The 25,137-nt window shown below is 68.2% G+C and carries 30 protein-coding genes; 10 read left to right on the forward strand and 20 right to left on the reverse strand.

Translation table 11 applies throughout. The annotated features are described in order from the left end of the window. Positions 1 to 25: 25 nt before the first annotated feature. From pabB to AC3A6X_RS02225, 7 genes are all read right to left on the reverse strand, one after another. Positions 26 to 1,807 carry an aminodeoxychorismate synthase component I gene (pabB, locus tag AC3A6X_RS02195; protein ID WP_487840622.1) on the reverse strand — a complete coding sequence of 594 codons (1,782 nt, stop codon included), beginning with the start codon at positions 1,805 to 1,807 and terminating at the stop codon, positions 26 to 28. Further along, positions 1,807 to 2,934 (reverse strand): quinolinate synthase NadA, encoded by a 1,128-nt coding sequence (gene nadA / locus AC3A6X_RS02200; RefSeq protein WP_487840623.1) that lies wholly within the window; start codon positions 2,932 to 2,934, stop codon positions 1,807 to 1,809. The genes pabB and nadA overlap by 1 nt, the downstream gene beginning before the upstream one ends. Before the next feature lie 3 nt (positions 2,935 to 2,937). Continuing rightward, entirely contained in the window at positions 2,938 to 3,816 is an 879-nt protein-coding gene (gene nadC, locus AC3A6X_RS02205; protein ID WP_487840624.1) for a carboxylating nicotinate-nucleotide diphosphorylase, read from the reverse strand. 41 nt (positions 3,817 to 3,857) lie between these two features. Continuing rightward, a complete protein-coding gene (locus tag AC3A6X_RS02210; RefSeq protein ID WP_487840625.1) occupies positions 3,858 to 4,853 on the reverse strand; it encodes an NAD(P)H-dependent glycerol-3-phosphate dehydrogenase in 996 nt (331 codons plus the stop codon). Between the two features lie 28 nt (positions 4,854 to 4,881). Continuing rightward, positions 4,882 to 5,346 carry a protein-export chaperone SecB gene (secB, locus tag AC3A6X_RS02215; RefSeq protein WP_106556529.1) on the reverse strand — a complete coding sequence of 155 codons (465 nt, stop codon included), beginning with the start codon at positions 5,344 to 5,346 and terminating at the stop codon, positions 4,882 to 4,884. Positions 5,347 to 5,461: 115 nt separating this feature from the next. Beyond that, a complete protein-coding gene (gene grxC, locus AC3A6X_RS02220; RefSeq protein WP_309966204.1) occupies positions 5,462 to 5,722 on the reverse strand; it encodes a glutaredoxin 3 in 261 nt (86 codons plus the stop codon). Between the two features lie 20 nt (positions 5,723 to 5,742). Next, entirely contained in the window at positions 5,743 to 6,150 is a 408-nt protein-coding gene (locus AC3A6X_RS02225) for a rhodanese-like domain-containing protein (RefSeq protein WP_487840626.1), read from the reverse strand. A 73-nt stretch (positions 6,151 to 6,223) separates the two neighbouring features. On the opposite strand from AC3A6X_RS02225, the gene gpmA reads away from it, so the two are divergent. From gpmA to AC3A6X_RS02240, 3 genes are all read left to right on the forward strand, one after another. After that, a complete protein-coding gene (gene gpmA / locus AC3A6X_RS02230) occupies positions 6,224 to 6,967 on the forward strand; it encodes a 2,3-diphosphoglycerate-dependent phosphoglycerate mutase (protein WP_487840627.1) in 744 nt (247 codons plus the stop codon). Positions 6,968 to 7,070: 103 nt separating this feature from the next. Next, the gene (locus AC3A6X_RS02235) at positions 7,071 to 8,513 is read left to right on the forward strand and encodes a S41 family peptidase (protein ID WP_309965266.1); all 1,443 of its coding nucleotides are present in this window, start codon (positions 7,071 to 7,073) and stop codon (positions 8,511 to 8,513) included. Positions 8,514 to 8,565: 52 nt separating this feature from the next. Then, positions 8,566 to 9,327 carry a HesA/MoeB/ThiF family protein gene (locus AC3A6X_RS02240; protein ID WP_487840628.1) on the forward strand — a complete coding sequence of 254 codons (762 nt, stop codon included), beginning with the start codon at positions 8,566 to 8,568 and terminating at the stop codon, positions 9,325 to 9,327. A gap of 31 nt (positions 9,328 to 9,358) precedes the next feature. On the opposite strand, the gene AC3A6X_RS02245 is transcribed toward AC3A6X_RS02240, so the two are convergent. Next, positions 9,359 to 11,335 carry an AsmA family protein gene (locus tag AC3A6X_RS02245; protein ID WP_487841082.1) on the reverse strand — a complete coding sequence of 659 codons (1,977 nt, stop codon included), beginning with the start codon at positions 11,333 to 11,335 and terminating at the stop codon, positions 9,359 to 9,361. A 38-nt stretch (positions 11,336 to 11,373) separates the two neighbouring features. Next, positions 11,374 to 11,580 (reverse strand): hypothetical protein, encoded by a 207-nt coding sequence (locus tag AC3A6X_RS02250; RefSeq protein ID WP_106556534.1) that lies wholly within the window; start codon positions 11,578 to 11,580, stop codon positions 11,374 to 11,376. Positions 11,581 to 11,922: 342 nt separating this feature from the next. Here AC3A6X_RS02250 and AC3A6X_RS02255 point away from each other — a divergent pair, with 342 nt between their 5' ends. Continuing rightward, complete coding sequence (locus tag AC3A6X_RS02255) at positions 11,923 to 12,327, forward strand: response regulator (protein WP_487840629.1); 405 nt, start codon at positions 11,923 to 11,925, stop codon at positions 12,325 to 12,327. Positions 12,328 to 12,401: 74 nt separating this feature from the next. Here AC3A6X_RS02255 and AC3A6X_RS02260 read toward each other — a convergent pair whose 3' ends face one another. Next, positions 12,402 to 13,034, reverse strand: a complete 633-nt coding sequence (locus AC3A6X_RS02260) for a response regulator (protein ID WP_028249172.1) — start codon at positions 13,032 to 13,034, stop codon at positions 12,402 to 12,404. Between the two features lie 107 nt (positions 13,035 to 13,141). On the opposite strand from AC3A6X_RS02260, the gene AC3A6X_RS02265 reads away from it, so the two are divergent. The 6 genes from AC3A6X_RS02265 to AC3A6X_RS02290 all read left to right on the forward strand — a co-directional run bounded on the left by AC3A6X_RS02265 (position 13,142) and on the right by AC3A6X_RS02290 (position 16,693). Further along, positions 13,142 to 14,518, forward strand: coding sequence for a CHASE3 domain-containing protein (locus tag AC3A6X_RS02265; RefSeq protein ID WP_487840630.1), 1,377 nt, complete (start codon positions 13,142 to 13,144; stop codon positions 14,516 to 14,518). Positions 14,519 to 14,689: 171 nt separating this feature from the next. Further along, entirely contained in the window at positions 14,690 to 14,851 is a 162-nt protein-coding gene (locus AC3A6X_RS02270) for a DUF1328 domain-containing protein (protein ID WP_083944504.1), read from the forward strand. A gap of 58 nt (positions 14,852 to 14,909) precedes the next feature. Continuing rightward, positions 14,910 to 15,284, forward strand: coding sequence for a hypothetical protein (locus AC3A6X_RS02275; protein WP_106556537.1), 375 nt, complete (start codon positions 14,910 to 14,912; stop codon positions 15,282 to 15,284). Positions 15,285 to 15,322: 38 nt separating this feature from the next. After that, positions 15,323 to 15,703 carry a hypothetical protein gene (locus AC3A6X_RS02280; protein ID WP_487840631.1) on the forward strand — a complete coding sequence of 127 codons (381 nt, stop codon included), beginning with the start codon at positions 15,323 to 15,325 and terminating at the stop codon, positions 15,701 to 15,703. 10 nt (positions 15,704 to 15,713) lie between these two features. Further along, positions 15,714 to 16,151: a hypothetical protein gene (locus AC3A6X_RS02285; protein WP_487840632.1), complete on the forward strand. Its 438-nt coding sequence runs from the start codon at positions 15,714 to 15,716 to the stop codon at positions 16,149 to 16,151. After that, positions 16,148 to 16,693: a ferritin-like domain-containing protein gene (locus tag AC3A6X_RS02290; protein ID WP_487840633.1), complete on the forward strand. Its 546-nt coding sequence runs from the start codon at positions 16,148 to 16,150 to the stop codon at positions 16,691 to 16,693. The genes AC3A6X_RS02285 and AC3A6X_RS02290 overlap by 4 nt, the downstream gene beginning before the upstream one ends. Before the next feature lie 74 nt (positions 16,694 to 16,767). Here AC3A6X_RS02290 and AC3A6X_RS02295 read toward each other — a convergent pair whose 3' ends face one another. The 10 genes from AC3A6X_RS02295 to AC3A6X_RS02340 all read right to left on the reverse strand — a co-directional run bounded on the left by AC3A6X_RS02295 (position 16,768) and on the right by AC3A6X_RS02340 (position 25,134). After that, positions 16,768 to 17,277 carry a BON domain-containing protein gene (locus AC3A6X_RS02295; RefSeq protein ID WP_487840634.1) on the reverse strand — a complete coding sequence of 170 codons (510 nt, stop codon included), beginning with the start codon at positions 17,275 to 17,277 and terminating at the stop codon, positions 16,768 to 16,770. A gap of 100 nt (positions 17,278 to 17,377) precedes the next feature. Next, the gene (locus tag AC3A6X_RS02300; protein WP_487841083.1) at positions 17,378 to 18,199 is read right to left on the reverse strand and encodes a DUF429 domain-containing protein; all 822 of its coding nucleotides are present in this window, start codon (positions 18,197 to 18,199) and stop codon (positions 17,378 to 17,380) included. Between the two features lie 25 nt (positions 18,200 to 18,224). Continuing rightward, positions 18,225 to 18,647, reverse strand: a complete 423-nt coding sequence (locus AC3A6X_RS02305) for a BLUF domain-containing protein (RefSeq protein ID WP_106556542.1) — start codon at positions 18,645 to 18,647, stop codon at positions 18,225 to 18,227. 5 nt (positions 18,648 to 18,652) lie between these two features. Next, positions 18,653 to 19,384 carry a GTP cyclohydrolase I gene (gene folE, locus AC3A6X_RS02310; RefSeq protein ID WP_487840635.1) on the reverse strand — a complete coding sequence of 244 codons (732 nt, stop codon included), beginning with the start codon at positions 19,382 to 19,384 and terminating at the stop codon, positions 18,653 to 18,655. A gap of 67 nt (positions 19,385 to 19,451) precedes the next feature. After that, positions 19,452 to 20,222, reverse strand: a complete 771-nt coding sequence (locus tag AC3A6X_RS02315) for an endonuclease/exonuclease/phosphatase family protein (RefSeq protein WP_487840636.1) — start codon at positions 20,220 to 20,222, stop codon at positions 19,452 to 19,454. Beyond that, complete coding sequence (nudB, locus tag AC3A6X_RS02320; RefSeq protein ID WP_487840637.1) at positions 20,219 to 20,686, reverse strand: dihydroneopterin triphosphate diphosphatase; 468 nt, start codon at positions 20,684 to 20,686, stop codon at positions 20,219 to 20,221. Before nudB ends, AC3A6X_RS02315 begins: the two co-directional genes overlap by 4 nt. Positions 20,687 to 20,705: 19 nt before the next feature. Beyond that, positions 20,706 to 22,511, reverse strand: a complete 1,806-nt coding sequence (gene aspS, locus AC3A6X_RS02325) for an aspartate--tRNA ligase (protein ID WP_487840638.1) — start codon at positions 22,509 to 22,511, stop codon at positions 20,706 to 20,708. 32 nt (positions 22,512 to 22,543) lie between these two features. Continuing rightward, positions 22,544 to 23,164 carry a DUF502 domain-containing protein gene (locus AC3A6X_RS02330; protein ID WP_487840639.1) on the reverse strand — a complete coding sequence of 207 codons (621 nt, stop codon included), beginning with the start codon at positions 23,162 to 23,164 and terminating at the stop codon, positions 22,544 to 22,546. Positions 23,165 to 23,179: 15 nt separating this feature from the next. Beyond that, entirely contained in the window at positions 23,180 to 23,548 is a 369-nt protein-coding gene (locus AC3A6X_RS02335) for an FmdB family zinc ribbon protein (protein ID WP_487840640.1), read from the reverse strand. 137 nt (positions 23,549 to 23,685) lie between these two features. Next, positions 23,686 to 25,134 (reverse strand): high affinity choline transporter 1, encoded by a 1,449-nt coding sequence (locus tag AC3A6X_RS02340; RefSeq protein ID WP_487840641.1) that lies wholly within the window; start codon positions 25,132 to 25,134, stop codon positions 23,686 to 23,688. Between the last annotated feature and the right edge of the window lie 3 nt (positions 25,135 to 25,137).

Here is a 25,137-nt window from a genome sequence, read left to right on the forward strand (position 1 = left end):
GGGCAGAACAGCAGGCGTCGCCGGCTCAGGCGATCGGCGGCGCGTCGAGCTCCGCGTCGATCCAGCCCCGCAGGCTGTTCACGAAAGCCAGCGCTTCCACCCGCGGCAGATCCTGCAGACGCACCACCGACTCCGCGAGCCGGCCTTCGCGCAGCCAGCGCTCGCGCCCGATGCCGCCCAGCAGGCCGCAGGCCAGCGGCGGCGTCACCCACCGGCCATCGATGCGCAAGGCCACGTTGCCGCGCGTGCATTCCGTCAGCTCGCCGCGCGCGTTCCACAGCAGGGTGTCGAACACGCCTTCGCGCGTGGGCGCGAAGGCCTCGTAGTGCGCGCGGCGGGTGGTCTTGAAGCGCACGAACTCGCTGCCTGAGGCGCCGAAGGCCCGGTCGGCCAGTTGCAGGCGCACGCGCGGCGGCGCGGCGTCCTGCGCGTGGGCCTGCGCTTGCACGCGGCCGCTGTGGTCGAGCAGAAGACGCACGCGCCAGTGGCCCAGCGGGTGCGCCTGGCGCAGTTTTTCCAGGCGCTGCGCCGCAGCCTGCTCCAGCCAGGGGTAGCCGAAGTGCGCCGCCGCGGCCGCCATACGCGCCAGGTGGGCCGGGGCGTCGCGCAGCCGCCCGTCTTCCAGCGCGAGCGTCTCCAGCAGTTCGAAGGGCGCGCTGGCGCGATCCAGGAAGGCGCGCTTGTGCTGCCATTCCTGCCATTCGCCATCGGAGCGCGATTCAGCGACGATGCCGCTGCCGATGCCGCAACGGGCCGCGCCGCCGCGCAGCGTGACGGTGCGGATCGGCACGTTGAAGGTGGCATCGCCGCCGGGGCGAACCAGGCCCACGGCGCCGCAATAGACGCCGCGGGGCCCGGGCTCGAGCTGCCGGATCATGCGCATGGCGCTGACCTTGGGGGCGCCGGTCACCGATCCGCAAGGAAAGAGCGCCGCGAACACGTCGGCCAGCGTGCAGCCGGCCCGCGTCCGTGCCTCGACATCAGAGGTCATCTGCCAGACGGTCGGCAATGCCTCGGCATGGAAAAGGCGCGGCACGCGCACCGAGAAGGGCTCGGCGACGCGCGACATGTCGTTGCGCAGCAGGTCGACGATCATGACGTTCTCGGCGCGCTCCTTGGCCGAATGGCGCAGCCGGGCGGCGGCCTCGGCGTCCTCCTGCGCGGTCGCGCCGCGCGCGGCCGTGCCCTTCATGGGGCGCGCGAGCAGCCGGCCTGCACGCCAGTCGAAGAACAGCTCGGGCGATGCCGACAGCACCTGCTCCTCGCCATCGTCGATGAAGGCCGCGTAGCCGCCGGGCTGCGCGCGCTGGAGTGCCGCAAACAGGGCGCGCGCGGCGGCGTGAGGGTCGGCGCCCGCAGCCCCGTCGAGTCGGCCGCTCAGCGTCGAGGTGTAGTTGACCTGGTAGAGCTGGCCGGCGGCGATGGCCTCGTGCAGTTGCCCCAGCGCCAGGTCGAACTCGCGCCGGGACAGCGCCTCCTCCCACGCCAGCGCCGGCTGCGCCGCATCGCCCTCGTCGGCGGGCCAGGGCAGCGGCCTGTCGTGGACACCGAACCAGGCCAGCGGTCCGTCGGGATCGCGCACCACCAAGACCGGATCGAAAGCGCCGGCCGCCTCGTAGCGCAGATAGCCCACGCACCAGCGCCCTTGCCGCGCCTGCGCCTGCACGGCGTCCAGCAGCGGCCGGACCTCGGACGCCGTGCGCGCCTGCAGGATCTCGCGCGGCGCCCCGAAGGCATGCCGCAGCCGGGGCGCGTCGCCTGTTTCGCCGGGAGAAGAAAAGTCGATGAGCGCTGAGACGGGCACCATCAGGCCGCGCCGATGCCGGCCACCAGGCTGCCGGCCGGCTGGCCCTTCTTGAGCCCTGCGGTGAAGGCCAGCATGCGGTCGATCGGCACGCGCGCACGCAGGCCCAATGCCGGATCGACATGCACCTCGCCCTCGCCCGTCTCCAGCACGCGGGCCAGGTCGGCCAGCCCGTTCATCGCCATCCACGGGCAGTGTGCGCAGCTCTTGCAGGTGGCGCCGTTGCCGGCGGTGGGCGCCTCGATGAAGGTCTTGCCGGGGTTGAGCGTGCGCAGCTTGTGCAGCAGGCCGGTGTCGGTGGCGACGATGAACTCGCGCGCGTCCATGCTCTTGGCGGCGGCGAGGATGCCCGAGGTGGAGCCCACGGCGTCGGCCAGCGCGATCACCGACGCCGGCGACTCGGGGTGTACCAGGACCTTGGCGCCGGGATGGGCCTCGATCAGCAGTTCCAGCTCGAGCGACTTGAACTCGTCATGCACGATGCAGGCGCCGTCCCAGCTCAGCATGTCGGCGCCGGTCTCGCGCCGGATGTAGTCGCCCAGGTGGCGGTCCGGCGCCCACAGGATCTTGCGGCCTTGCGCGTGCAGGGCGCGCACCACGTCGAGCGCGCAGCTGGAGGTGACCAGCCAGTCGGCGCGCGCCTTCACGGCGGCGCTGGTGTTGGCGTAGACGACCACGGTGCGGTCCGGGTGCTGGTCGCAGAAGGCGCTGAAGGCGTCGACCGGGCAGCCGAGGTCGAGCGAGCAGGTGGCGTCCGGGTCGGGCATCAGCACGCGCTTCTCGGGCGACAGGATCTTGGCCGTCTCGCCCATGAAGCGCACGCCGGAGACGACCAGGGTCTGCGCCGCGTGGTCGCGGCCGAAGCGCGCCATCTCGAGCGAGTCGCTGACGAGACCGCCGGTCTCCTCGGCCAGGTCCTGCAGGTCGGGATGCACGTAGTAGTGCGAGACCATCACCGCATTGCGCTCGCGCAGCAGGCGGCGGATGCGCGCCTTGAGCGCCTCGCGCTCGGCCGGCGTGGGCTCGGGCGGCACGCGGGCCCAGGCATGGCGCGTGTCGCAGACGGCGCCGGAAACCGGCTGCAGCATCACAGGCTGCTCGTAGTCGACGCTGATGACCGCTGATGTCATGGCTCAGGCTTCCTGGAAACGCATCGAGAAATCGATCGCCTTGATGTCCTTGGTGAGTGCGCCGACCGAGATGCGGTCGACGCCCGTCTCCGCGAGGGCGCGCACGCTGTCCAGCGTGACGCCGCCCGAGATCTCGAGCACGGCGCGGGCGTCTGCGGCCGCATCGTTGCGCCGCACGGCCTCGCGCAGGGTGGCCAGGTCCATGTTGTCCAGCAGGATCATGCGGGCGCCCTGGGCCAGGGCCTCGTCGAGCTGGGCCAGGGTCTCGACCTCGATCTCGACGAACTTCGCCCTGCGGCCTGCCTGCGCGGCGGCTCGCAGCGCGGCGCTGACGCCACCGGCCGCGGCGATGTGGTTCTCCTTGATCAGGATGGCGTCGTAGAGGCCGATGCGGTGGTTGGTGCCGCCGCCCGTGCGCACCGCGTACTTCTGCGCCAAGCGCAGTCCGGGCAGGGTCTTGCGGGTGTCGACGATGGCGGCGCGCGTGCCGCGCACGGCCTCCACGTAGCCAGCGGTGCGGGTCGCCACCGCGCTCAGCAGTTGCAGGAAGTTCAGCGCGGTGCGCTCGGCGGTCAGCAGTGCGCGGGCGTCGCCCTCGATCTCCAGCACCACCTGGTCGGCCGCGCAACGCGCGCCTTCGTCGCCATGCCACGCGATGCGCGCCTGCGGGTCGAGCTGCCGCACGACGGCCTCTGCCCAGGGTGCGCCGCACAGCACGGCGGGTTCGCGCAGCAGCACGCGGGCCGTGGCACGGCTGCCGGCGGCCACCAGGGCGGCGGTGAGGTCGCCGTCGCCCGCGTCCTCGCGCAGGGCGCGCGCGGCATCGGCGGCGGCCAGCTCGGCGATCCGGGCCGGAGAAAAGTCGAAGAAGTTGTCGTCCATTGCGTGTTGTTCTGTCTGTCTGCGAGCGCTGCGATGGGGCTTCAGGGGGTCTCTGTGCCCGGCTCGCGTTTCATCAATTCGGCCACCGCCTCGGCGGGCCGCACGCGGCCATCGAGCAGGGCCACGACGCTCTCGGCGATGGGCATCTCGACGCCCAGGTGGCGCGCGCGCTGCACGACCGTGCGCGCGCAATAGACGCCCTCGGCCACGTGGCCGAGCGAATCGACCGCCTGCGCCAGGGTTTGCCCCTGGGCCAGCAGCAAGCCGACCTTGCGGTTGCGCGAGAGATCGCCGGTGGCGGTGAGCACCAGGTCGCCCAGGCCCGAGAGCCCCATGAAGGTGTCGGCCCGCGCGCCCAGGGCCAGGCCCAGGCGCGTCATCTCGGCCAGGCCGCGCGTGATCAGGGCGGCGCGCGCATTGAGGCCGAGGGCCAGGCCATCGGCCAGGCCGGTGGCGATGGCGAGCACGTTCTTGACGGCGCCGCCGACCTCGACGCCCACGATGTCCTCGTTGGCATAGACACGCAGGCTGGGGCCGTGGAAGGCATCGACCAGCGCGTCGCGCAGATCTGCATGGGAACTGGCGGCGACCAGCGCGGTCGGCCGGCCCTGGGCGACCTCCTGCGCGAAGCTGGGGCCGCTGAGCACGCCGGCCACCAGGCCGGGCGCCACCTGGGCCTGGACCTCGTGGGCCAGCAGGCCGTCGGCGCCCGCCAGGGCGGGCTCGACGCCCTTGCAAAGCCAGGCCACAGGGCACGCCGCGTCGCGCAACAGCAGTAGTTGCTCGCGCAGCGCTGCCATGGGGGTGGCGATGATCGCCAGTTCCGCCTCGGCGACCGCTGCGAGCGCATTGCCGCTCAGCAGGACGAGGGAAGGCGGGAGCGCGACACCAGGCAGGTAGCGCGCGTTCTCCCGCGCCGCCGTCATGGCCTGCACCTGGGCCGCGTCGCGCGCCCAGAGGCTGACCGCGTGGCGGCCCGCCGCATTGACCGCCAGCGCCGTTCCCCAGGCGCCGGCGCCGAGCACGCAGATCTTCATCGGCGGCTGCGCGATGCGCTCTGGTGTCTTACTGGGTGACGATCGGCGAGGCCTGGCCGGCCGCCTGGGCCTGCTGCTGCTCGAACATGGCCTGGAAGTTGATCTCGGCCAGGTGCACCGGCGGGAAGCCGCCGCGCTGGATCACGTCGGCCACGTTGCCGCGCAGGTAGGGGTAGACGATCTGCGGGCAGGCGATGCCGAGGATCGGGCCCATCTGCTCTTCGGGCAGGTTGCGGATCTCGAAGATGCCGGCCTGCTTGGCCTCGACCAGGAACACGGTGCGGTCCTGGATCTTGGTCTGCACGGTGGCCGAAACGGTGATCTCGAAGATGCCGTCGGTCACGGGCTGGGCATCGACGCCCAGCTGGATGTCGACGGTGGGCTGCTCCTGCTCGAGCAGGATGGCCGGCGAGTTCGGCTGCTCGAGCGACAGGTCTTTCAGGTAGACGCGCTGGATCTGGAAGACGGGGTCTTGGGCTTGCTGGTCGGCCATGGCTGAACTTTCGAAGGTCAAAACAACGCCCGCCGGGGAGAAAGGTGTCCCGAGGGCGGGCTGGAGCGTTGGGATGGAAGGGAGAGGGGCGATTATCGCCCCGCGGCGCAGCCTCTCAGGCGCCCTGCAGCAGCGGCATCAGGGCCCCGCGGCCGTCGAGCGCGATCAGGTCGTCGCAGCCGCCCACATGGGTGTCGCCGATGAAGATCTGCGGCACGGTGCGCCGCTGGGTGATGTTCATCATCGTGATGCGGGCCTGCGGATCGCCGTCGATGCGGATTTCCTCGATATGGTCGACGCCCTTGGCTTTGAGAATTTGCTTCGCGCGAATGCAGTAGGGGCAGACGGCGGTGGTGTACATCTTGACGGCTTGCATCGTGCTCATGTCTGGGAAGTTCAGGCCTTTTCAACCGGCAGGTTAGCCTCTTTCCAGGATTTCAGCCCGCCGGCCACGGCTTGGGCTTGCTCGTAGCCGAGTTTCTTGGCCACGGCGACCGCGCGCTGGGCCCGAGACCCGGTGGCGCACACCAGCAGCAGCGGCACCGTCTTGTTCTTGACCGCGGCGGCGAGCTTTTCCTCGAGCTGGTTGAGCGGCACGTTCTTGGCGCCGGTCATGTGGCCGGCGGCGAATTCCTCCGGCTCGCGCACATCGACCACCACGGCGCGCTCGCGGTTGATCAGCTGCACCGCGCCCTGCGCCGTCAGCGATCCGGAGTTGGCCCCGCGCAGCAATGGCCAGGCCAGCATGCCGCCGGAGCTGAGCGCAATCAGGATCAGCATCCAGTTGTCGACGATGAATTTCACGGTGTTCCTCGGTTGGGCAAACGCGAGATTTTAGAATGTCGGGTTTTGGCAAGCGTTCCCAAAGGCCTCCCCCATGCACAAACTGGTACTGATTCGCCATGGCGAATCGACCTGGAATCTCGAAAACCGCTTCACCGGTTGGACCGACGTCGACCTCACCCCCCTGGGCATCGAGCAGGCCAAGCAGGCCGGCCGGCTGCTCAAGGCCGAGGGCTACGACTTCGATGTCGCCTACACCAGCGTGCTCAAGCGCGCCACCCGGACGCTGTGGCACACGCTCGACGAGCTCGACCGCACCTGGCTGCCCGTGGTGCACTCGTGGCGCCTCAACGAGCGCCACTACGGCGGGCTGCAGGGCCTCAACAAGGCCGAGACGGCCAAGAAGTACGGTGACGAGCAGGTGCTGATCTGGCGCCGCAGCTACAGCGTGCCGCCGCCGCCGCTCGAGCCCAACGACCCGCGCAGCGAGCGCGGCGATCCGCGCTACGCCAAGCTGGCGCCGGAGCAGGTGCCGCTGACCGAGTGCCTCAAGGACACGGTGGCGCGCGTGCTGCCCTTCTGGAACGAGTCGATGGCACCGGCGATCCGCGCCGGCCGGCGGCTGGTGGTGTCGGCGCACGGCAATTCGATCCGCGCGCTGGTCAAGTACCTGGACGGCATCTCCGACGACGACATCGTCGGCCTCAACATCCCGAACGGCATCCCGCTGGTCTACGAGCTCGACGACGAGCTCAAGCCGCTGCGGCACTACTACCTCGGCGATGCCGCGGCTGCCGAGAAGGCCGCCGCTGCGGTGGCCGCGCAAGGCAAGGCCTGAAGGCAGGGAAATCTGCAGCGCCGCCCTCGGGTACGCAGAACTTCGGCAGACAACCACCTTCCAAGCTGTGTATATTGGTTTGACAGGCGACAAGGACATTTACATGGGCCAGAAACTCAAGATCACCGGCTGGGTCGCAGCCGGCGCCGTTGCCGGCGCGCTGACCACCGTCTCGTTGCAAACTGTTGCACGAGGTTCACTGGCTCCGCTCCCACTCGAAGAACTGCAGCAGCTTGCCGCCGTGTTCGGCATGGTGAAGAGCGACTACGTCGAGTCGGTCGACGAGAAGAAGCTCATCTCGGATGCGATCTCGGGCATGGTCGCCGGGCTCGATCCGCATTCGCAGTACTTCGACAAGAAGTCCTTCAAGGAATTTCGAGAGGGCACCACCGGCCGCTTCGTCGGCGTGGGTATCGAGATCTCCCAGGAGGACGGCCTGATCAAGGTGGTGTCGCCGATCGAAGGCTCGCCCGCCTTCCGCGCCGGCCTCAAGCCGAACGACATGATCACCCGCATCGACGACACCGCGGTGCGCGGGCTCTCGCTCAACGAGGCGGTCAAGCGCATGCGGGGCGAAGCCAACACCAAGGTGCTGCTGACCATCTTCCGCAAGGACGAGAACCGCACCTTCCCGGTGACCATCACGCGCGAGGAGATCCGCACGCAATCGGTGCGCGGGAAGGTGATGGAGCCGGGCTACGGCTGGATCCGCCTGTCGCAGTTCCAGGAGCGCACGGTCGACGACTTCGTCAAGAAGGTCGAAGAGATCTACAAGCAGGAACCCAACCTCAAGGGCCTGGTGCTGGACCTGCGCAACGACCCGGGCGGTCTGCTCGACGCGGCGGTGGCCATTTCGGCTGCCTTCCTGCCCGAGAACGTCACGGTGGTGTCCACCGACGGCCAACTGGCCGAGAGCAAGTCGGTCTACAAGGCCGCGCCCGAGTACTACCAGCGGCGCGCCGGCAGCGACCCCTTGCGCAACCTGCCCGCCGGGCTCAAGACGGTGCCGCTGGTGGTGCTGGTGAACGAAGGCTCGGCCTCCGCCAGCGAGATCGTGGCCGGTGCACTGCAGGACCACAAGCGCGCCATCGTGATGGGCAGCCAGACCTTCGGCAAGGGCTCGGTGCAGACGGTGCGCCCGCTCGGCCCGGACACCGGCCTCAAGATCACGACGGCACGCTACTACACGCCCAGCGGCACCTCGATCCAGGCCAAGGGGATCGTGCCCAACGTGTTGATCGACGAAAGCGCCGAGGGCAGCCCCTTCGCGGCGCTGCGCATGCGCGAGGCCGACCTCGAGAAGCACCTGGCAAGCGGCCAGGGCCCCGAGGCCAAGGACCCGGAGCGCGAGAAGGCCCGCGACGAGGCCCGCAAGCGCCTCGAGGAAGAAGCCAAGAAGCCGCCGCAGGACCGCAAGGTGCCCGAGTTCGGCAACGAGAAGGACTTCCCGCTGGTGCAGGCGCTGAACCGGCTCAAGGGCCAGCCCGTGCTGGTGAGCAAGACCCAGGTGATCGTCGAGAACAAGGAAGAGAAGAAGGAAAACTGATCCCGGCCAGGCTCCCCTGACTGGGGAGCGCCGGCATCGGCCCGCGCGGCGCATGGAAGACCAGGACCTGCTGCGCTACTCGCGCCACATCCTCCTCGAGGAATTCGGCATCGACGGCCAGGCGCGCGTCAGCGCCGGCCATGCGCTGGTGATCGGCGCCGGCGGGTTGGGCTCGCCGGTCGCGCTCTACCTGGCGGCGGCCGGCGTCGGCCGCATCACGCTGGTCGACGACGACGAGGTCGACCTGACCAACCTCCAACGCCAGATCGCCCACAGCACCGCCCGCGTGGGCCAGGCCAAGGTCGAATCGGCAGCCGCGGCGATGCGGGACATCAACCCGGAGATCCGCATCGAGACCCACGTCCAGCGGGCCGACGAGGCGCTGCTGGACCGCCTGGTGGCCACGGCGGACGTGGTGATCGACTGCAGCGACAACTTCGCCACCCGGCATTCGGTGAATCGTGCCTGTGTGGCCCACGCCAAGCCCCTGGTGGCCGGTGCGGCCATCCGCTTCGACGGCCAGCTGAGCGTGTACGACACGCGCGATGCCGCCTCCCCCTGCTATGCCTGCCTGTTCCCGCCCGACGCCGACTTCGAGGAGACCCGCTGCGCCGTGCTCGGCGTGTTCGCGCCGGTGGTCGGCACCATCGGCACGCTGGAGGCCAGCGAGGCCCTGAAGCTGCTGGCCGGCATCGGCCCCTCGCTGGCGGGCAGCCTGCTGATGTTCGACGGCCGACGCACGGCCTTCGATACCCTGCGGGTGGCGCGCGATCCGGGCTGCAGCGTCTGCGGCCACCGCCGGGCGGCGGGCTGATCACTCTCTCGCCCTCTCGCTACTGCTACTGCTACTGCTTCTTGGCCTTGGCCGCGCCGGCCGCCGCCTCGCGCGAGGCCGGCCGCTTGGCCTGCGCCAGCACCTCCTGGCAGTCGGCATCGACGCCTGGCCCCGTTTCGACGGTGGCGGCAAGCGCCAGCAAGGGGTTCAGCGCTCCCAGCACCAACGCTGCGGCACCGCGCGTCGCCAGCGATCCGGCCTCCAGGCCTGCCTTGGGTGCGGCAAAGGTGCCGCCGATGACCAGCGGCGTACGCAGCGACAGGATGCTCTTGTCCTTGGGCTGGGGCCGCACGACGAAATCCAGCGTTTCCTTCGACAGGCTGGCCTGGCCGCTCACATTGAAGACCGTGTCTTCGGTGTCCAGCACGACGCTGCGGCTGTTCATGGTGCCCTTGTCGACATCGAAAGCCATCGCGGCGCAGCGCAGCACCACGTTCCTGTCGCCGCGCAGAAGAAACTTGATGATCTCGCCGCCGTCCAGCCCCATGAACTCCAGCAACAGGTTGCTGAACTGCCCGCGGCCCGTGAGCGCTGCGACGTCGCCGGAGGCATTGCCCAGCCAGCCTGCGACCGAGTTGCCGTGCCCGGAGAGATTGATCCGCCCGTCGAGCTTGCCGAAGCTGGTGTGCATGGTTTCGATCTTCGGGATCAGCCGGCTCAGCTGCATCCCGCGGACCTCCAGCGCCGCCCGGATTTCGGCCGGGTTCTGCGCGCCGTCGATGCGTATCGCACCAGCGAGCGTCCCGCTGGCCACACCCAGGTTGAGGGGGTCGAGTGTCAGGACGCCGTCCTTCAGCTTGATCTGCACGCTGCCCTTGTCCAGCGGCAGCTCGCGCACGTTGCGGATGCGCTCGGCGGTGTACTTCACGTCGGCGTTCATGGCACGCAGGCGCTCGAAGTCCAGCGTGGCGTCGGGCAGCACCTTCCGCCCGGAGTCGCGCCTTGCCCGCTTGACCTCGGTGATGCTCGGCGGCGGCGCCACGCCCTCGATCGCCTGGGCCGAGCGCTCGGTCGGCGGCAGGCCGATCAGCGGTCCGAGGTCGTCCATGTCCATCACGCGCGAACGCAGGGTGCCGGAGAGGGACGGAATCTTCTGCGACTGGTCGAATTTCATGTCGCCGCCGATGTCGGACAGGCCCAGCTTGCCCCTCAGTCCCGCCGCTTCCCACAGCCTGGCGCGCTTGCGCAGCTCGCCGCTCAGCGCATAGGGCGAAGTCTGGGGCAAGGCGATCCCGAGCAAGCCGTACAGGTCGCCCAGGTTCTGGCCCTTGAGGTCGAATCGGGCATCGATGCCGTCCAGGCTGGCCAGCTCGGCCACTGTGCCCTTGGCCTTCAGCCGCGTGTGGCCGGCGGCCGCATCGATCTCCAGCGGGAACGGCGGCTGGCCGGCCGCGTTGAGCTGGAGCACATTGCCGGTCCGGCCCTGGGCCGTCAGCGGCTGCCGCTGATAGCGCCCCTTGATCCGGAAGTCCAGCGGCATCTCGCCGCGGCTGCTGTCGTAGCTGAAGTCGGCGTGCAGGTCCACGCCGAGATGCTCCGCCAGGAAGTCGAGCGTGCCCTGGTCGACTTCCATCAGGCCGATGACCGGCACCGTGCCCTCGTCCGAGGTGTTCTTGCCCAGCGCCCAGGTGCGCCGGCCGTCCTCCTCCATCTGCAGGCCGAGCGTGGGGGAGGTCAGGGCCAGGTGAGGGATCACGACGCGCCCGGAGAGCAAGGGCCACAGCCGGATGTCGAAGGCCGCACGCTCGGCCCGCACCAGGTATGGCTCGCGCGCCCAGGACGGGTTGGCGAACTCGACGCCATCGAGCTTCACGGCCGCGCTGCGCCAGCCCAGGTCGACGTCCAGGCGGCGGGTGATCTCGAACTTGCGCCCTGTACGTTCGCTGACGTAGCGATTGAGCGGCTCGCGCAGGGCGTCCCACGGAAACAGGGCCAGCAGCAGCAAGAGCGCCGCGAACAGCCCCAGCAAGACCGCGCCGATCCGCATCCAGATCGACAAGCGCGGCTTAGGGGCGGTCGTCGAGGTCACGGCACCGTGGTCTTTCGATCCGGCGTCGCGGTAACGGAAGCGGGTGAAACGAGGAAACACAGAGCCGTGGCACCGACGGTCGCGGCAGCGGCGGCAGACTCGACCAGCTTCAGCTCCGCGTTCGCGGGCTCGCCGGTCGCCACCACCGCCGCGGCGGCCAGGGTCAACAGGCCAATGGCCCCGTAATTCCACATCATCTTCATCTCGGCACCTCGGCGACGGGAGTTGAAGCCGGGGCAAGGAAAAAACGCCACGGCTCGATGCTGTGAGCGTAGGGGGCGCCCGGTTGCGCCAGGGTCGGCGCCCGACCGCAGCCACTGTGAGGCGCAGCCTACGGCCAGTCGAAACCGACGAATGAATGAGGCGAGGCGGTTCTTCACAGCTTCTCAGCCCACAGAATTCGTAAGAACAAGCCTACAAACGCAACACGCCGCAGCGGGCATCATGCCGCCTGACCAACCGCACCAGCATTTACAACAATAGCTATCATCGCGGTCATCCGTTAAGGTCGCGAAGTTTCATTGCAGGCAGACGCGCGGTTCTCCATGGACCCCAGATTGAAAACCTACATCGTCGAAGACAACGTCACGATCCGCGAGAACCTCGTCGGCACTCTGGAAGAACTCACGTGCATCTCGGCCGTCGGCTTTGCCGAGACCGAGGCAGAGGCTGTTCGCTGGCTGGCGGAGAACAGCGACCAGTGGGAACTGGCGATCGTCGATCTGTTCCTGAAGCAAGGCAGTGGCCTGGGCGTGCTGCAGGCCGTGAGTACGCGCCGGCCCGACCAGAAGATCGTGGTGCTCAGCAATTACGCCACCCCCGATATCCGCAAGCGCTGCGCCCAGTTCGGCGTGGACGCGGTCTTCGACAAGTCGAACGAGATCGATGCACTGATCGACTTTTGCATCGAGCAGGCTTCGACGCTTCGGCAGACCTCGGGCTCGAACTGAAGCCGTCCGCCCCGGTCGCGCCGATGGCCCCGTTCGCGCGGCGCCCCCGACTCAGCGAGGGCGCCTCGCGCCGCTCAATCGATCAGCTTGTTTTTCAGCGCGTAATACGTGAGGTCGCTGTTGGAGGAGAGGTTCATCTTCTCCATGAGGCGCGTGCGGTAGGTGCTGACCGTCTTGACCGAGAGCGACAGGGTCTTGGCGATGTCTCCCGCCGTCTCTCCCTTGGCGAGCTTGAGGAAGACCTGAAACTCGCGTTCCGACAGCTGCTCGTGTGGGGCCGCGTCGTCCTTGCGGTCGAGCTGCCGCGCCAGCAGTTCGGCCACGGCGGGCGTGATGTACCGACGGCCCAGAGAGATGGTGCGGATCGCGTTCACGATCTCGATCGGATCGCATTCCTTGTTGAGGTAGCCGCTCGCGCCCTGCCGGATCAGGTTCATCGCGTAGTGCTCCTCGGGGTAGCCGCTGAGGATGAGGATGCCCACATCCGGGGCCTTGGCGCGGATCATCGCCAGCGCGTCGATGCCGCTTTGCCCGGGCATCGACAGGTCCATGACCAGCACGTCCAGCTCGGTGGTGCGCACGAGCTCGATCGCCTCGCGCCCGCTGGCAGCCTCCCCCACCACGCGCAAGTCGACATGTTCCGAGAAGAACTGCCGCAGGCCGGAGCGCACGATGGCATGGTCATCCACAATTCCGATCTTGATCATCTGGTACCTTCTTTGTCGTGTCGCGGCCTTTTGCGTCGCAGCAAACTGCCCCCTGGTTCACGTCGATTATTCCTGAATTTGTACTGTTCGCGTCGCGCGGAGACCCCATGCGCTGGTTAGCTTTCCCGAAGATGGCCGCCGGCCTCACGCTCGCGATGCTTGCGGCGCTCGCGCTCGTGGGCATCAACGAGGCGGGCTACCGACAGTCTACGCAGGCCCTGACCGAGATCGGCGAGGCGCAGCGCATACGGGTCGCACTCAACTTGCTGCTGCAGAGCATTGTCGATGCTGAAACGGGCCAGCGCGGCTACCTGTTGACGGGAGAAGCACGCTATCGCGAGCCCTACGACAGCTCCGTGAAGAAGGTCGATGGCCAGCTGGCCGCCCTGCAGTCGCTCTACGCCCAGCGCCCCGCCGAGGCAGCGCGCCTGGCCCAGCTCGCCAAGCACGTCTCGCGCAAGCTCGCCGAGATCGACATGAGCGTGCGGCTGCGGCAGGAGGGCAACGACGACGCCTGGAAGTTCGTGATCACCACCGACGTCGGCCGCGAGGAGATGGAAGCCATCCGGCACCAGGCCGGCGAGCTGATCGAGCTCAGCAACGAGGCCTTGATGCGGGGGCAGGCGCAGGTCTCGAAGTCGCTCAGCTTCGCGCGTATCGGCATCGGGCTGGTAGCGCTGGCCGGGCTGGCCGCCTTCTATCTTTACCTGCGGCAGACGCATGCGCTGCGCTCGGCCGGCGAGCGCCAGCAGGAGGCCCTGCAGCGCGAGCGCAACGCGCTGGAGGACGAGGTTCGGGAGCGGACCGCCACGCTGGCCGAGCTCGCCACCCACCTGCAGGAGGTGCGGGAGACCGAGCGCGGCTTCCTTGCGCGCGAGCTGCACGACGAGCTGGGCTCGCTGCTGACTGCGGCCAAGCTCGATGTCGCGCGGCTGAAGTCGCGCCTGGTCGATTCGCCGGATGCGATACAGCGGCTGCAGCACCTGAACGAGCTGCTCAACAGCGGCATCGCGCTCAAGCGCCGCATCATCGAGGACCTGAGGCCCTCCTCGCTTTCCAACCTGGGGCTCATCGCTTCGCTCGAGATCCTGGGCCGCGAGTTCGCCGAGCGCTCCGGCATCGAGATCGAGATGGTGCTGGAGCCGGTGGCGCTCGACGAAGCCAATGAGCTCACCGTCTATCGCATGGTGCAGGAGAGCCTGACCAACATCGGCAAGTACGCCCAGGCGACCGAGGCCAGCATCGTGATGAAGAACTACGGCAGCCACGTGGTGGTCGAGGTGAGCGACAACGGCAAGGGCTTCGATGCCCAGGCCATGCGCGTCTCCTCCCATGGCCTGGCGGGCATGCGCCATCGCGTGGAGACGGCCAAGGGCAGGCTGACCGTCTCGTCCGCGCCGGGCCAAGGGACACGCCTGAGCGCCAGCCTGCCTTCCTCCGGCGCCGCGCCAGCCGCCCCTGCCCCGGCTCGGCAGCGGGCCTGAGTGACAGGCCTCGCCGCGGCGCGCGCCCGCGATTCGGCCCTCTCCTACGCCCCCAGACCTTGGCTGCTGACAGGTTCGCGCAGGGCGCTCATCTAATGTCCTCCCCATGCTCTTCGCGCCGTGCGCAGGGCCGTGATCCACAACAACGAGGCACGCGAAAAGGAGTCCAGCATGTTGTATTACGCAGTCGTGTTCCTGGTCATCGCCCTGATCGCCGCCGTCTTCGGTTTCGGCGGCATCGCGGCCAGCGCCGTGGGCATCGCGAAGATTCTCTTCGTCATCTTCATCGTGCTGGCACTCGCCAGTTTCATCGCGGGCTTGATGCGACGATGACAGCATCGTTACGATGAGCGGGCTCTCGCACCATTTCTCTTCCGGAAGGACTTTTTTCATGAGCACGATCAAGACCCCGTCGCAGCTGGCTGAAGAGGCACGTCAAACTGCCAGCGATGCCATCGACAGTACCCGCGCCTATGCGCAGAACGCGGTGAATGCCGCCGGCGAGAAGGTTCGCGACCTGCGCCGCGAGGCGGAACCCACGGTAGAACAGCTCGCGGCCCGCGTTCAGCAGGCGGTGCAGCGCGGCCTCGACGCCGCCTCGACGACCAGCGCCCGCGCCCAGCGACGCCTGGAACAGGCAGCCGACGTGACCGGCCGGTACATCGCAGACCAGCCGGTGCGCTCGGTGCTCATCGCCGCCGCCGCCGGCGCGGCCATCACCGCGCTGATCGTGCTCGCCAGCCGCCGCAGCCGGGACGACTATTGATCTGAGCCGCCCCGTTCCTGCCGCCGCCTGCCGCACCCATGCTCCATCCCATTTTTTCGACGGTGCTCAGGCATCCGGAACTGATCGCCGAACATGCCTCGAACTATGCGGCGCTGGTCAGGTTGGAGACGGCGGAGGCCAGCAGGGGGCTGATTGCACGCCTCATCGCGGGCGTGCTCGCGGCGGTCAGTGCGATGCTGGCCCTCGGCTTGACGGGCACGGCCGTCATGCTGGGCGTTCTCCAGGGCAGCTTTCATTGGGTACTGGTCGCCGTTCCCGGCGTTTCGGCGGTCATAGCATTGATCGCCGGGTATGTCGCCGCGCGACCCGTCGCTTTCCACGGATTCGACGAATTGCGCTCGCAGGTCGATGCCGACGTTCATGCCCTCCGGGCCGCAGGAGAGAACCGTGCGAGCTGAGCACGAAGTCTTGACCCCGCAACAGCGATTGGCCGTTTCGCGCCGCGCCCTGGTCGAGCAGTTGCAGGGCCGCGAGCGCCACGCAGACCACGATGCGGCTGTAGACGTGGCGGATGCCGGAAGCCCGCGGCGCGAAACGGTCATCGACCGCATCGCCTGGGCCTCGGTGGCGCGCAGCGTGGTGCAGCGCTGGTGGCGCCGGCACCCGGCCAACGCGGCGGGCCAGCTCGCTCGCCCGCTGATCGAACGCTATGCGCGCGAGCAGCCGGGCAAGCTCATGGCGGCCGCGGCCGGAGCTGGAGCGCTGATCGTACTGATCAGACCCTGGCGCCTGCTGTCCATCACGGCAGTGCTCGCCGCGGTGCTCAAGACATCCGACGTGGCCGATCTCGTGACCACGCTGATGCACAAGAACCCGGACAGCCCCCCACGAAAGGATTCCCCATGACGAACGCAACCGCCGAAAAGCCCCAGCGCCTGATGCTGGACCAAGCCAAGATCGATGCGGCCTCCAAGAGCCTGGACGACGGCGCCGTGACGCCCGGCTACGGGCCCTGGCGCGACGACGTCGTGAAGCTGCTCAACGACGCGCTGGCCACCGAGCTGGTCTGTGTGCTTCGCTACAAGCGCCACTACTTCACCGCCAGCGGCGAGGCCTCTCCGGCGATCGCCGAGGAATTCCTGGTGCACGCCAACGAGGAGGCCGCCCATGCGGACAAGATTGCCGAGCGCATCGTGCAGCTGGGTGGCGACCCGGATTTCAACCCGCAGACGCTGCGCGAGCGCAGCCACGCCGACTACGACGAGTCCAAGGAGCTGCAGGCGATGGTGCGCGCCAACCTGGTGGCCGAACGCATCGCGATAGAGACCTACCGACAGATGATCTCGCTCATCGGCGACAAGGACCCGACCACGCGGCGCATGCTGGAGGAGATCCTGAGCGATGAAGAAGAGCACGCCGACGAGCTGAAGGACTGGCTCGGCCACTGAGCACGGCGGGCAAGCGTCGCCAACGAAAAAGCCCGGCGTTGCCGGGCTTTTTGCTGATCGCCAAAGCGTGGGTCTCACATCGTCTTCACTTCGAGCTGGTTGTCGACCGCGCCGACGCCCTTCACCGACTTGGCGATCTCCGTCGCCCGGGTCTTGGCCGCCGCATTAGGCGCCGGGCCCTTGAGCATGACGGTGCCGCCCTTGGTGTCGACGTCGATCTTGGTCGCGCTGAGATCCGGGTCCTTCGCCAGCCCCGCCGATACGGCGGCGGTGATCGTGGCGTCGTCGACGGCACCGGCCACCGTGGCACCCGCGGTCTTGGCCGCGGCGCTGGCGTCCTGGGCCTCGCGCTTGATCGTGGACTCCGCGGAAGCGCTCGACGACGCGGCCTTGTCCTTCGCTTCGCGGGCCAGGCGGTCGGCGTTGGCCTTGGCCTGGTCGCCAGCCTGCTCGGTCTTGGCGATGGCGGAATCCAGTTTCTCGCCGGCCGTCTGGTTGCCTCCCTTGTCGCAGGCGGCGAGCGCCAGGATGCCGCTCGCCAGCATCAGCGCGAGGCGGCTGCGAGTGGAAATGGATGTAGTCATGACAAACTCCTTGAATGAGCGTCCTTCCGGACCGCCGGACCAATCTAGCGAGCGACCCCGGCTACCGCGCGCCAGCGCCGTCCTGATCTGCTGTAGGACTTCAGGCGGTGACGATCCAGCCTTCCAGCGGGTCCATGGCCGCGGGCAGCCCGTAGCCCGGACCGGCGCTCGCTTGGCGGGCCGCGCCCCAGGCGGCCTGGACCAGGCAGAGCGCCGCATCGAGGCAGTCGCCGCGCGCGTCGGCCAGCAGCATCTCGCGCTCGGCATCGCCCAGCGCCAGCCTGAGGCCCAGGCGCGTGGCGCCGCCTTCGAGCGCGGCGAGCAGCTCGGCGCGCGCCTCGCGCCGTGGTGCTGTCTGAAGCGCAGCCTCATCGCTCTTGTAGCTGCGCCGCCCGATCAGCTCGCGCGCCAGCAGGCCCGGATAGCCCTCCAGCGCAATGCGCGTTGCAGCGCTTGCAGGCACATGCAGGCCAGGAAGGGCCGCGCCGGCCTCCAGCAGACGCGGCACGCCCGCATGCAGCATGAAGGCCACCGGCGGATTGACCCACTTCATCGACGGGCTGGACCCGGCCGGCGCGTCGGTGGCGCGGTGGGCGAATTTCCCGCCCACCGGCCGCGCAGCGCAGAAGGCGGCGAAGGTCTGGCGGATCAGGGCGCGATCGAGGCCGGCATAGTGCGCGATCAACGGCTGCCACTGCATCGGCCAGCGGAGATGCGCGACCAGTTCGCGCGGCAGGCCGAAGGGAAAGTCGAAAGCGCCGATCCAGGCGGGCTGGTCGGCCAGCCACCTGCACCACGCCTCCAGCGAGGCGAAGCGCTCGAGCCGCAACAGCGCCACGCCGCCCGCCGTCCCATGGCCGAGCGCCAGCACGATGGGCTTGCGCGCGCTCGGCGCACAGGAAAAATCGCAGCCCAGCAGCAGGGTGGGCACCGGGGAAATGCAGCCCTCAGTGGCGGCCGACGATGGCGGCGGTCGCCATCAGCTCTTCCAGCAATGCGAGCGAGACCTTGCCCGAGACCGAGTAGGGATCGAGCTCCGGCTTTTCCGAGTACTTGAGCAGGGTCGAGACGTTGAGCTTGGACAGGTTGACCTGCCCCATGGTCCAGCCGCCGAAGCGCCGCTCCGAGATTTCCTCGTAGTGCAGCAGCACCACGTCCTTGTGGCGCGGGTCCCTCTGGATATGGCCGTAGAGCTCGCTGATCGCATTGCGGCCGCCTTCGATGGCTTGCAGGAACACACCGCCGCCGTAGCAAAGGATGCCGGTGACGCCGCAGGCCGTGTTGTGCGAGCGCGATTGGGCGAGGATCGCATCCACCGCGCCGGGACTGGTGTCGACGGCGCGGCTGACATAGAGCAGGCGTACGAGCATGGTGGTCAGCTCCGGCGCGGGAGCAGCGCGAGGAATTCGCGCCGCAGGTTGGAATCCTTGAGGAAGACGCCGCGCATCACGGAATTGATCATCTTGCTGTCCATCTCCTTGACGCCGCGCCACTGCATGCAGAAGTGCTCGGCCTCGACCACCAGCGCCAGCCCGTCGGGCTGGGTGCGCTCCTGGATCAGGTCGGCCAGCTGCACCACCGCCTCTTCCTGGATCTGGGGCCGGCTCATCACCCATTCGGCCAGGCGTGCGTACTTCGACAGGCCGATCACGTTGGTCTTCTCGTTGGGCATCACGCCGATCCAGAGCTTGCCGATGATCGGGCAGAAGTGGTGCGAGCAGGCGCTGCGCACCGTGATCGGGCCGACGATCATGAGTTCGTTCAGGTGCTCGGCGTTGGGAAACTCGGTGAGCGAGGGCTGGGCCACGTAGCGGCCCTTGAACACCTCGTTCAGGTACATCTTGGCGACGCGGCGCGCGGTGTTCTCGGTGTTGTGGTCGTTCTCGAGGTCGATGACCAGGGCGTCGAGCACGTGCTTCATCTTGTGCTCGACCTCGTCGAGCAGGCGCTCGAGCTCGCCGGGCTCGATGAACTCGGCGATGTTGTCGTTGGCATAGAAGCGCCTGCGCGCGGCCAGCAGGCGCTCGCGGATCTTCACGGAGACGGGCGTGCCCTCGTCTCCGGTGTCCGGCTCGGGACGCTCGGCGGTGTCGATTTTCCTTAGCATCAGCGCATCCTAACAGCGAATGAGTAGCAGCGAATCCCTGCAGCGCGCTTGCTGCCTGAACATAAAGCTATTGTTTTGATAGCAGGAAGTCCGCCACCAGCGGCAGGTGGTCGGACATCCTGGCCCAGATCGGACCCCGCGGCACGTTGGTGGCGACCGCCTCGACCTGCCGCCCGTAGATGAAGTCGAGCTGCGTCACGGGCAGGCGCGAGGGGTAGGTCAGCGTGCGCGGCCCGCGCAGGTCGCTGGTGTCGCGCAGGCCCATGGCGTTCATCGCGTAGCGCATGCGGGCGCCCCAGTCGTTGAAGTCGCCGGCCACCACCAGGGCCTCGCCCGGCGGGATTTCGCGCTCGATGAACTCGCGCAGCAAGGCGACCTGGCGCACGCGGCTGCCCCGCATCAGGCCCAGATGCACCACGATGGCATGCACCGGCCGGCCTTCGACCTCGATCGCCACGTGCAGCAGGCCGCGCTGCTCGAAACGGTGGTCGGAGATGTCCTGGTGCGTCTTGCGCAGCACCGGCCAACGGGTCAGGAGCGCGTTGCCGTGCTCGCCGTGGCGCGTGATGGCGTTGGTCTCGTAGACCGCGGTGTAGCCCTCGGGGGCGAGGAAGTCGGCCTGGGGCAGCTCGGGCCAGTGCCTGAAGCGGGCCGCGGCCTGGCGGTTCATCTTGCGCACTTCCTGCAGGCAGATGATGTCGGCATCGAGCTGCTCGATGGCGTGGCCCAGGTTGTGGATCTCGAGACGCCGAACGGGCCCGATGCCTTGCACACCCTTGTGGATGTTGTAGGTGGCGACCCGGAGGTTGCTTCTAGAGCTAGAGCTGGGCGCGTTCATTTCACAAATTTTGGCAGCAGCAGGATCGCTTCGGCATTCGAAGGGGAAAAGCAGGCGTCGGCGGCTTCGTGGTAGGGCAGCCAGCGCCAGTCCGTATGCTCGCGCGGGTCCAGCCGCGGCGTCAGGCGCTCGGGCACGCACAGGCCGAACAGGTGCTCGGTGTTGTGGGTGACGCCCGGCGCATAGCGGGACCGCCAGCGCGGGTAGATCTCATAGACGTTCTGCAGCTGCCAGTCGCGCAGCCGGCTCGCGAGCGCACTGCCCTCGCCGCAGTCGATGCCGGTCTCCTCGGCCACCTCGCGCGCCGCCGTGAGCGCCAGCGGCTCGTCGACGTCGTCCTTGCTGCCGGTGACCGACTGCCAGAAGTCCTCGGCGTCGGCACGCCGGATCAGCAGCACTTCGAGCGCCGGCGTGTGGATCACGACCAGCACCGATTCGGGGATTTTCCAGGGCCGCCCGCTCATGCTTGCGCCCCCTGTGAGCTCAACCTGCAGGCTGTTGATTGCGCAACCGGATATGCAGCTCCCGCAGCTGCTTCTCGTCGACCGGGCTCGGCGCCTGCGTCAGCAGGTCCTGGGCGCGCTGGGTCTTGGGGAAGGCGATCACGTCGCGGATGGACTCGGCGCCGGTCATCAGCATCACCAGGCGGTCCAGGCCGATTGCGATGCCGCCGTGCGGCGGCGCGCCGTACTGCAGCGCGTCCAGCAGGAAGCCGAACTTGGTCTGCGCATCCTCGGGGCTGATCTTGAGGGCGCGGAACACCTTGCTCTGCACCTCCTCGCGGTGGATACGCACCGAGCCGCCGCCCATCTCGATGCCGTTGAGCACCATGTCGTAGGCCTTGGCGATGCACTTCTCGGGCGCGGTGTCCATGAGGTCCTCATGGCCATCCTTGGGCGAGGTGAAGGGGTGGTGCACCGCCGACCAGCGCTGGCCTTCCTCGTCGAATTCGAACATCGGAAAGTCGACCACCCACAGCGGCGCCCAGCGGTCCTCGAACAGGCCGTTCTTGCGGCCGAAGGCGCTGTGGCCGATCTTCACGCGCAGCGCGCCGATGGCGTCGTTGACGACCTTTTCCTTGTCGGCGCCGAAGAACAGGATGTCGCCGTTGCGCGCGCCGGTGCGCGCGATGATCTCGGCCAGCGAAGCGTCGTTGAGGTTCTTCACGATCGGGCTCTGCAGGCCCTCGCGCCCCTGCGCCGCGTCGTTGACCTTGATGTAGGCCAGGCCCTTGGCGCCGTAGATCTTGACGAACTCGGTGTAGGCATCGATGTCCCCGCGCGACAGGCCACCCTCGGCGCCGCCGCCGGGCACGCGCAACGCCACCACGCGGCCGCCCGTCATACCGGCCGCCTGCGCGAAAACCTTGAACTCGACGTTGCGCATCACGTCCGTCAGTTCCGTGAACTCCATCTTCACGCGCAGGTCGGGCTTGTCGGAGCCGTACTTGAACATCGCGTCCGCATAGCTCATGACCGGGAAGGGCGGCAGCTCGACCTGCGCCGCACCGCGGAACACCTTGCGGATCATGCCTTCGAACATCTCGCGGATCTCCTCCTCGGCCATGAAGGAGGTCTCGATGTCGATCTGCGTGAACTCGGGCTGGCGATCGGCGCGCAGGTCCTCGTCACGGAAGCACTTGACGATCTGGTAGTAGCGGTCGTAGCCGGCCACCATCAACAGCTGCTTGAAGAGCTGCGGCGACTGCGGCAGCGCGAAGAAGCTGCCGTCGTGCACGCGGCTGGGCACCAGGTAGTCGCGCGCGCCCTCGGGCGTGGACTTGCCGAGCATCGGCGTCTCGATGTCGATGAAGCCGTTGGCGTCCAGGAACTTGCGCACCTCCATCGTGACCTTGTAGCGCAGCATCATGTTGCGCTGCATCGCCGGGCGGCGCAGGTCCAGCACGCGGTGCGTGAGACGGGTGGTCTCCGACAGGTTGTCGTCGTCGAGCTGGAAGGGGGGCGTCACCGACGGGTTGATCACCTTCAGCTCGTGGCTGAGCACCTCGATCTTGCCGCTCTTGAGATTCTCGTTGACCGTGCCCTCGGGGCGCGCGCGCACGAGGCCCGTGACCTGCACGCAGAACTCGTTGCGCAGGCCCTCGGCGGTGGCGAAGGTCGCAGCCCGGTCGGGGTCGCACACCACCTGCACGTAGCCCTCGCGGTCGCGCAGGTCGATGAAGATCACGCCCCCGTGGTCGCGGCGGCGGTTGACCCAGCCGGACAGGGTGACGGTTTGGCCCAGCAGGGCTTCGGTCACGAGACCGCAATAGTGAGTACGCATGGCCATAGTGGATTCCGGCGCCGTCGAGGGCGCATGTTTTATCTGTTCGCGATGGTCGCGGGGCCGCCGGGAACGACCACGCCCATCGACACGATGTACTTGAGCGCGTCGTCCACGCTCATCCTGAGTTCGATGCAGTCACTGCGCCTGAGCATCACGAAGTAGCCGCCCGTGGGATTGGGCGTGGTGGGCACGTAAACGCTGAGGTAGTCGCCGCCGCCCAGTTCCGAGAGCACCTCGCCGCCGGGCGCGCCGGTCACGAAGGCGATGGTCCAGACGCCGTCGCGCGGCCATTGGACCAGCACCGCGGTGCGGAAGGCATTGCCGTTCTCGGAGAACAGCGTGTCCGACACCTGCTTGACGCTGGAATAGATCGAGCGCACCACCGGGATGCGTCGCACCACCGCGTCGCCCCAGCCCAGCAGGCGCTTGCCGACGAAGTTGCTGGCGGTCGCGCCGACGACCAGCAGGATCGCCAGCGTGAGCAGCACGCCCAGGCCGCGCACCTTGTGCACGTTGAGCCACTGCTGCCAGTCCTCAGGCAGCAGCCACAGCGTCTGGTCCAGCGTGCCGATGATCCAGTTCAGCACGCCCAGCGTGATGACCAGCGGCACGATGACCAGCAGGCCGGACAGCAACCATTTGCGCAGAGCGAGCATGGGTGGGGGTGTCGCTCAGTCGCCCTTGGGAGCGGTCGGCGCAGGCGCTGGCGCGGGCGCCGGGGTCGCAGCGGGCGATGCAGCCGCCGCGGGCGCATCGGCGGTGCCGGTCGGGGCGGAAGCGGCTTCGGCCGGCGCGCTCGTGCCCTTGTCGGCATCACCCTTGTCGGCACTGCCCTTCTCGGCGCCCTTCTTGCCCCCGCCGTCCCGGAAATCGGTGACGTACCAGCCCGAGCCCTTCAGCTGGAAACCGGCCGCGGTGACCTGCTTGCTGAACGCGCCGGCGCCGCACTGCGGGCAGTCGGTCAGCGGCGCATCGGACAGTTTTTGCAGCACGTCCTTGGCAAAGCCGCAGGCGCTGCACTTGTAGGCGTAAATTGGCATGAGGAGGGGAGGGGAAAAAGCGGCCGGCGGCCGCTCGCAAAGCCTTTAATTATAGGTTGGCATAGAGGGTGTCATAAGGGTTGCCTCCCGCCCTTCCTGGCTCCACGACCGGCTCAGGAGGCGTACTTCACACCTTTTCAAACAGGATCGACCGCCAGCGGGCGGTGCGGGGTGCGCCGGTTGGCCACCCACTGCGGCGCCAGCGAGCCCGCGAACATGCCCACGAACGAGGCCAGCACGCCGGCGAGCTGGGCCGGGAATTCCTCGCCCCAGGGCATGTTCAGGAACAACAACCAGACCCCGATGCCGAGCACCACGGATGCCACCGCGCCCTGCGTGGTCGCCCGCTGCCAGTACAGGCCGCAGACCAGCGGCACGAAGGCGCCCACCAGCGGCACCTGGTAGGCGCCCGAGACAAGCTCGTAGATCGGGGTGCCCTGCATGCGGATCGCGTAGGCGAGCACGGCGGCGCTGAACAGCAGCACCGTGATGCGCATGGTCAGCAGGTTCTCGCGGTCGCTGCCGGCCGGGCGGAACTGGCGCCAGATGTTCTCTGTGAAGGTGACGCTGGGCGCCAGCAGCGTGGCCGAGGCGGTCGATTTGATGGCCGACAGCAGCGCGCCGAAAAAGAACACCTGCATCACGAAGGGCATCTTCTCCAGCACCAGCGTGGGCATGACCTTCTGCGGGTCCTCCTTAAGCAGGGTGGCGGTCTGCTCGGGGATGATCAGGAGCGCACTCGCCACCAGGAACATGGGCACAAAGGCGAACAGGATGTAGCAGATGCCGCCGATCACCGGACCGCGGGTCGATGCCTTCACGCTGTTGGCCGACATCACGCGCTGGAACACGTCCTGCTGCGGGATCGAGCCCAGCATCATGGTGATGGCCGCGGCGAAGAAGAAGACGATGTCTTTCCAGGTCGGCTCGGGCCAGAAGCGGAACAGGTCCTTGCTTGCCGCGAAGGCGATCACCTTGTCGGCGCCGCCGGCCATGTTGCCGGCGAACACCGCGATCACCGCGAGGCCCACTACCAGGATGATCATCTGGATGAAGTCGGTCACGGCCACCGACCACATGCCGCCGAACAGGGTGTAGGCCAGGATGGAGACCACGCCGATCGTCATGCCGATCGGGATGCTGATGACGCCGCCCGACAGCAGGTTGAACACCAGTCCCAGGGCCGTGACCTGTGCCGAGACCCAGCCCAGGTAGCTCAGCATGATGATCAGCGAGCAGGCGATCTCGATGGTGCGGCCGAAGCGCTCGCGGTAGTAGTCGCTGATGGTCAGCAGCGTCATGCGATAGAGCTTGCCGGCAAAGAACAGGCCGACCAGGATCAGGCACATGCCGGCGCCGAACGGATCCTCGACCACGCCGTTCAGCCCGCCGCCGATGAACTTGGCCGGGATGCCCAGCACCGTCTCGGAGCCGAACCAGGTGGCGAAGGTGGTGGTCACGATCATGTAGAGCGGCAGGTGCCGCCCCGCGATCGCGAAGTCGGTGGTGTTCTTCACCCGCCTGGCCGCATACAGGCCGATGGCGATCGTGATGAGCAGATAGACGATGACCAGGGTCAGCAGCACGGC

The sequence above is a fragment of the Variovorax sp. Soil_C_12 genome, from assembly GCF_057657375.1.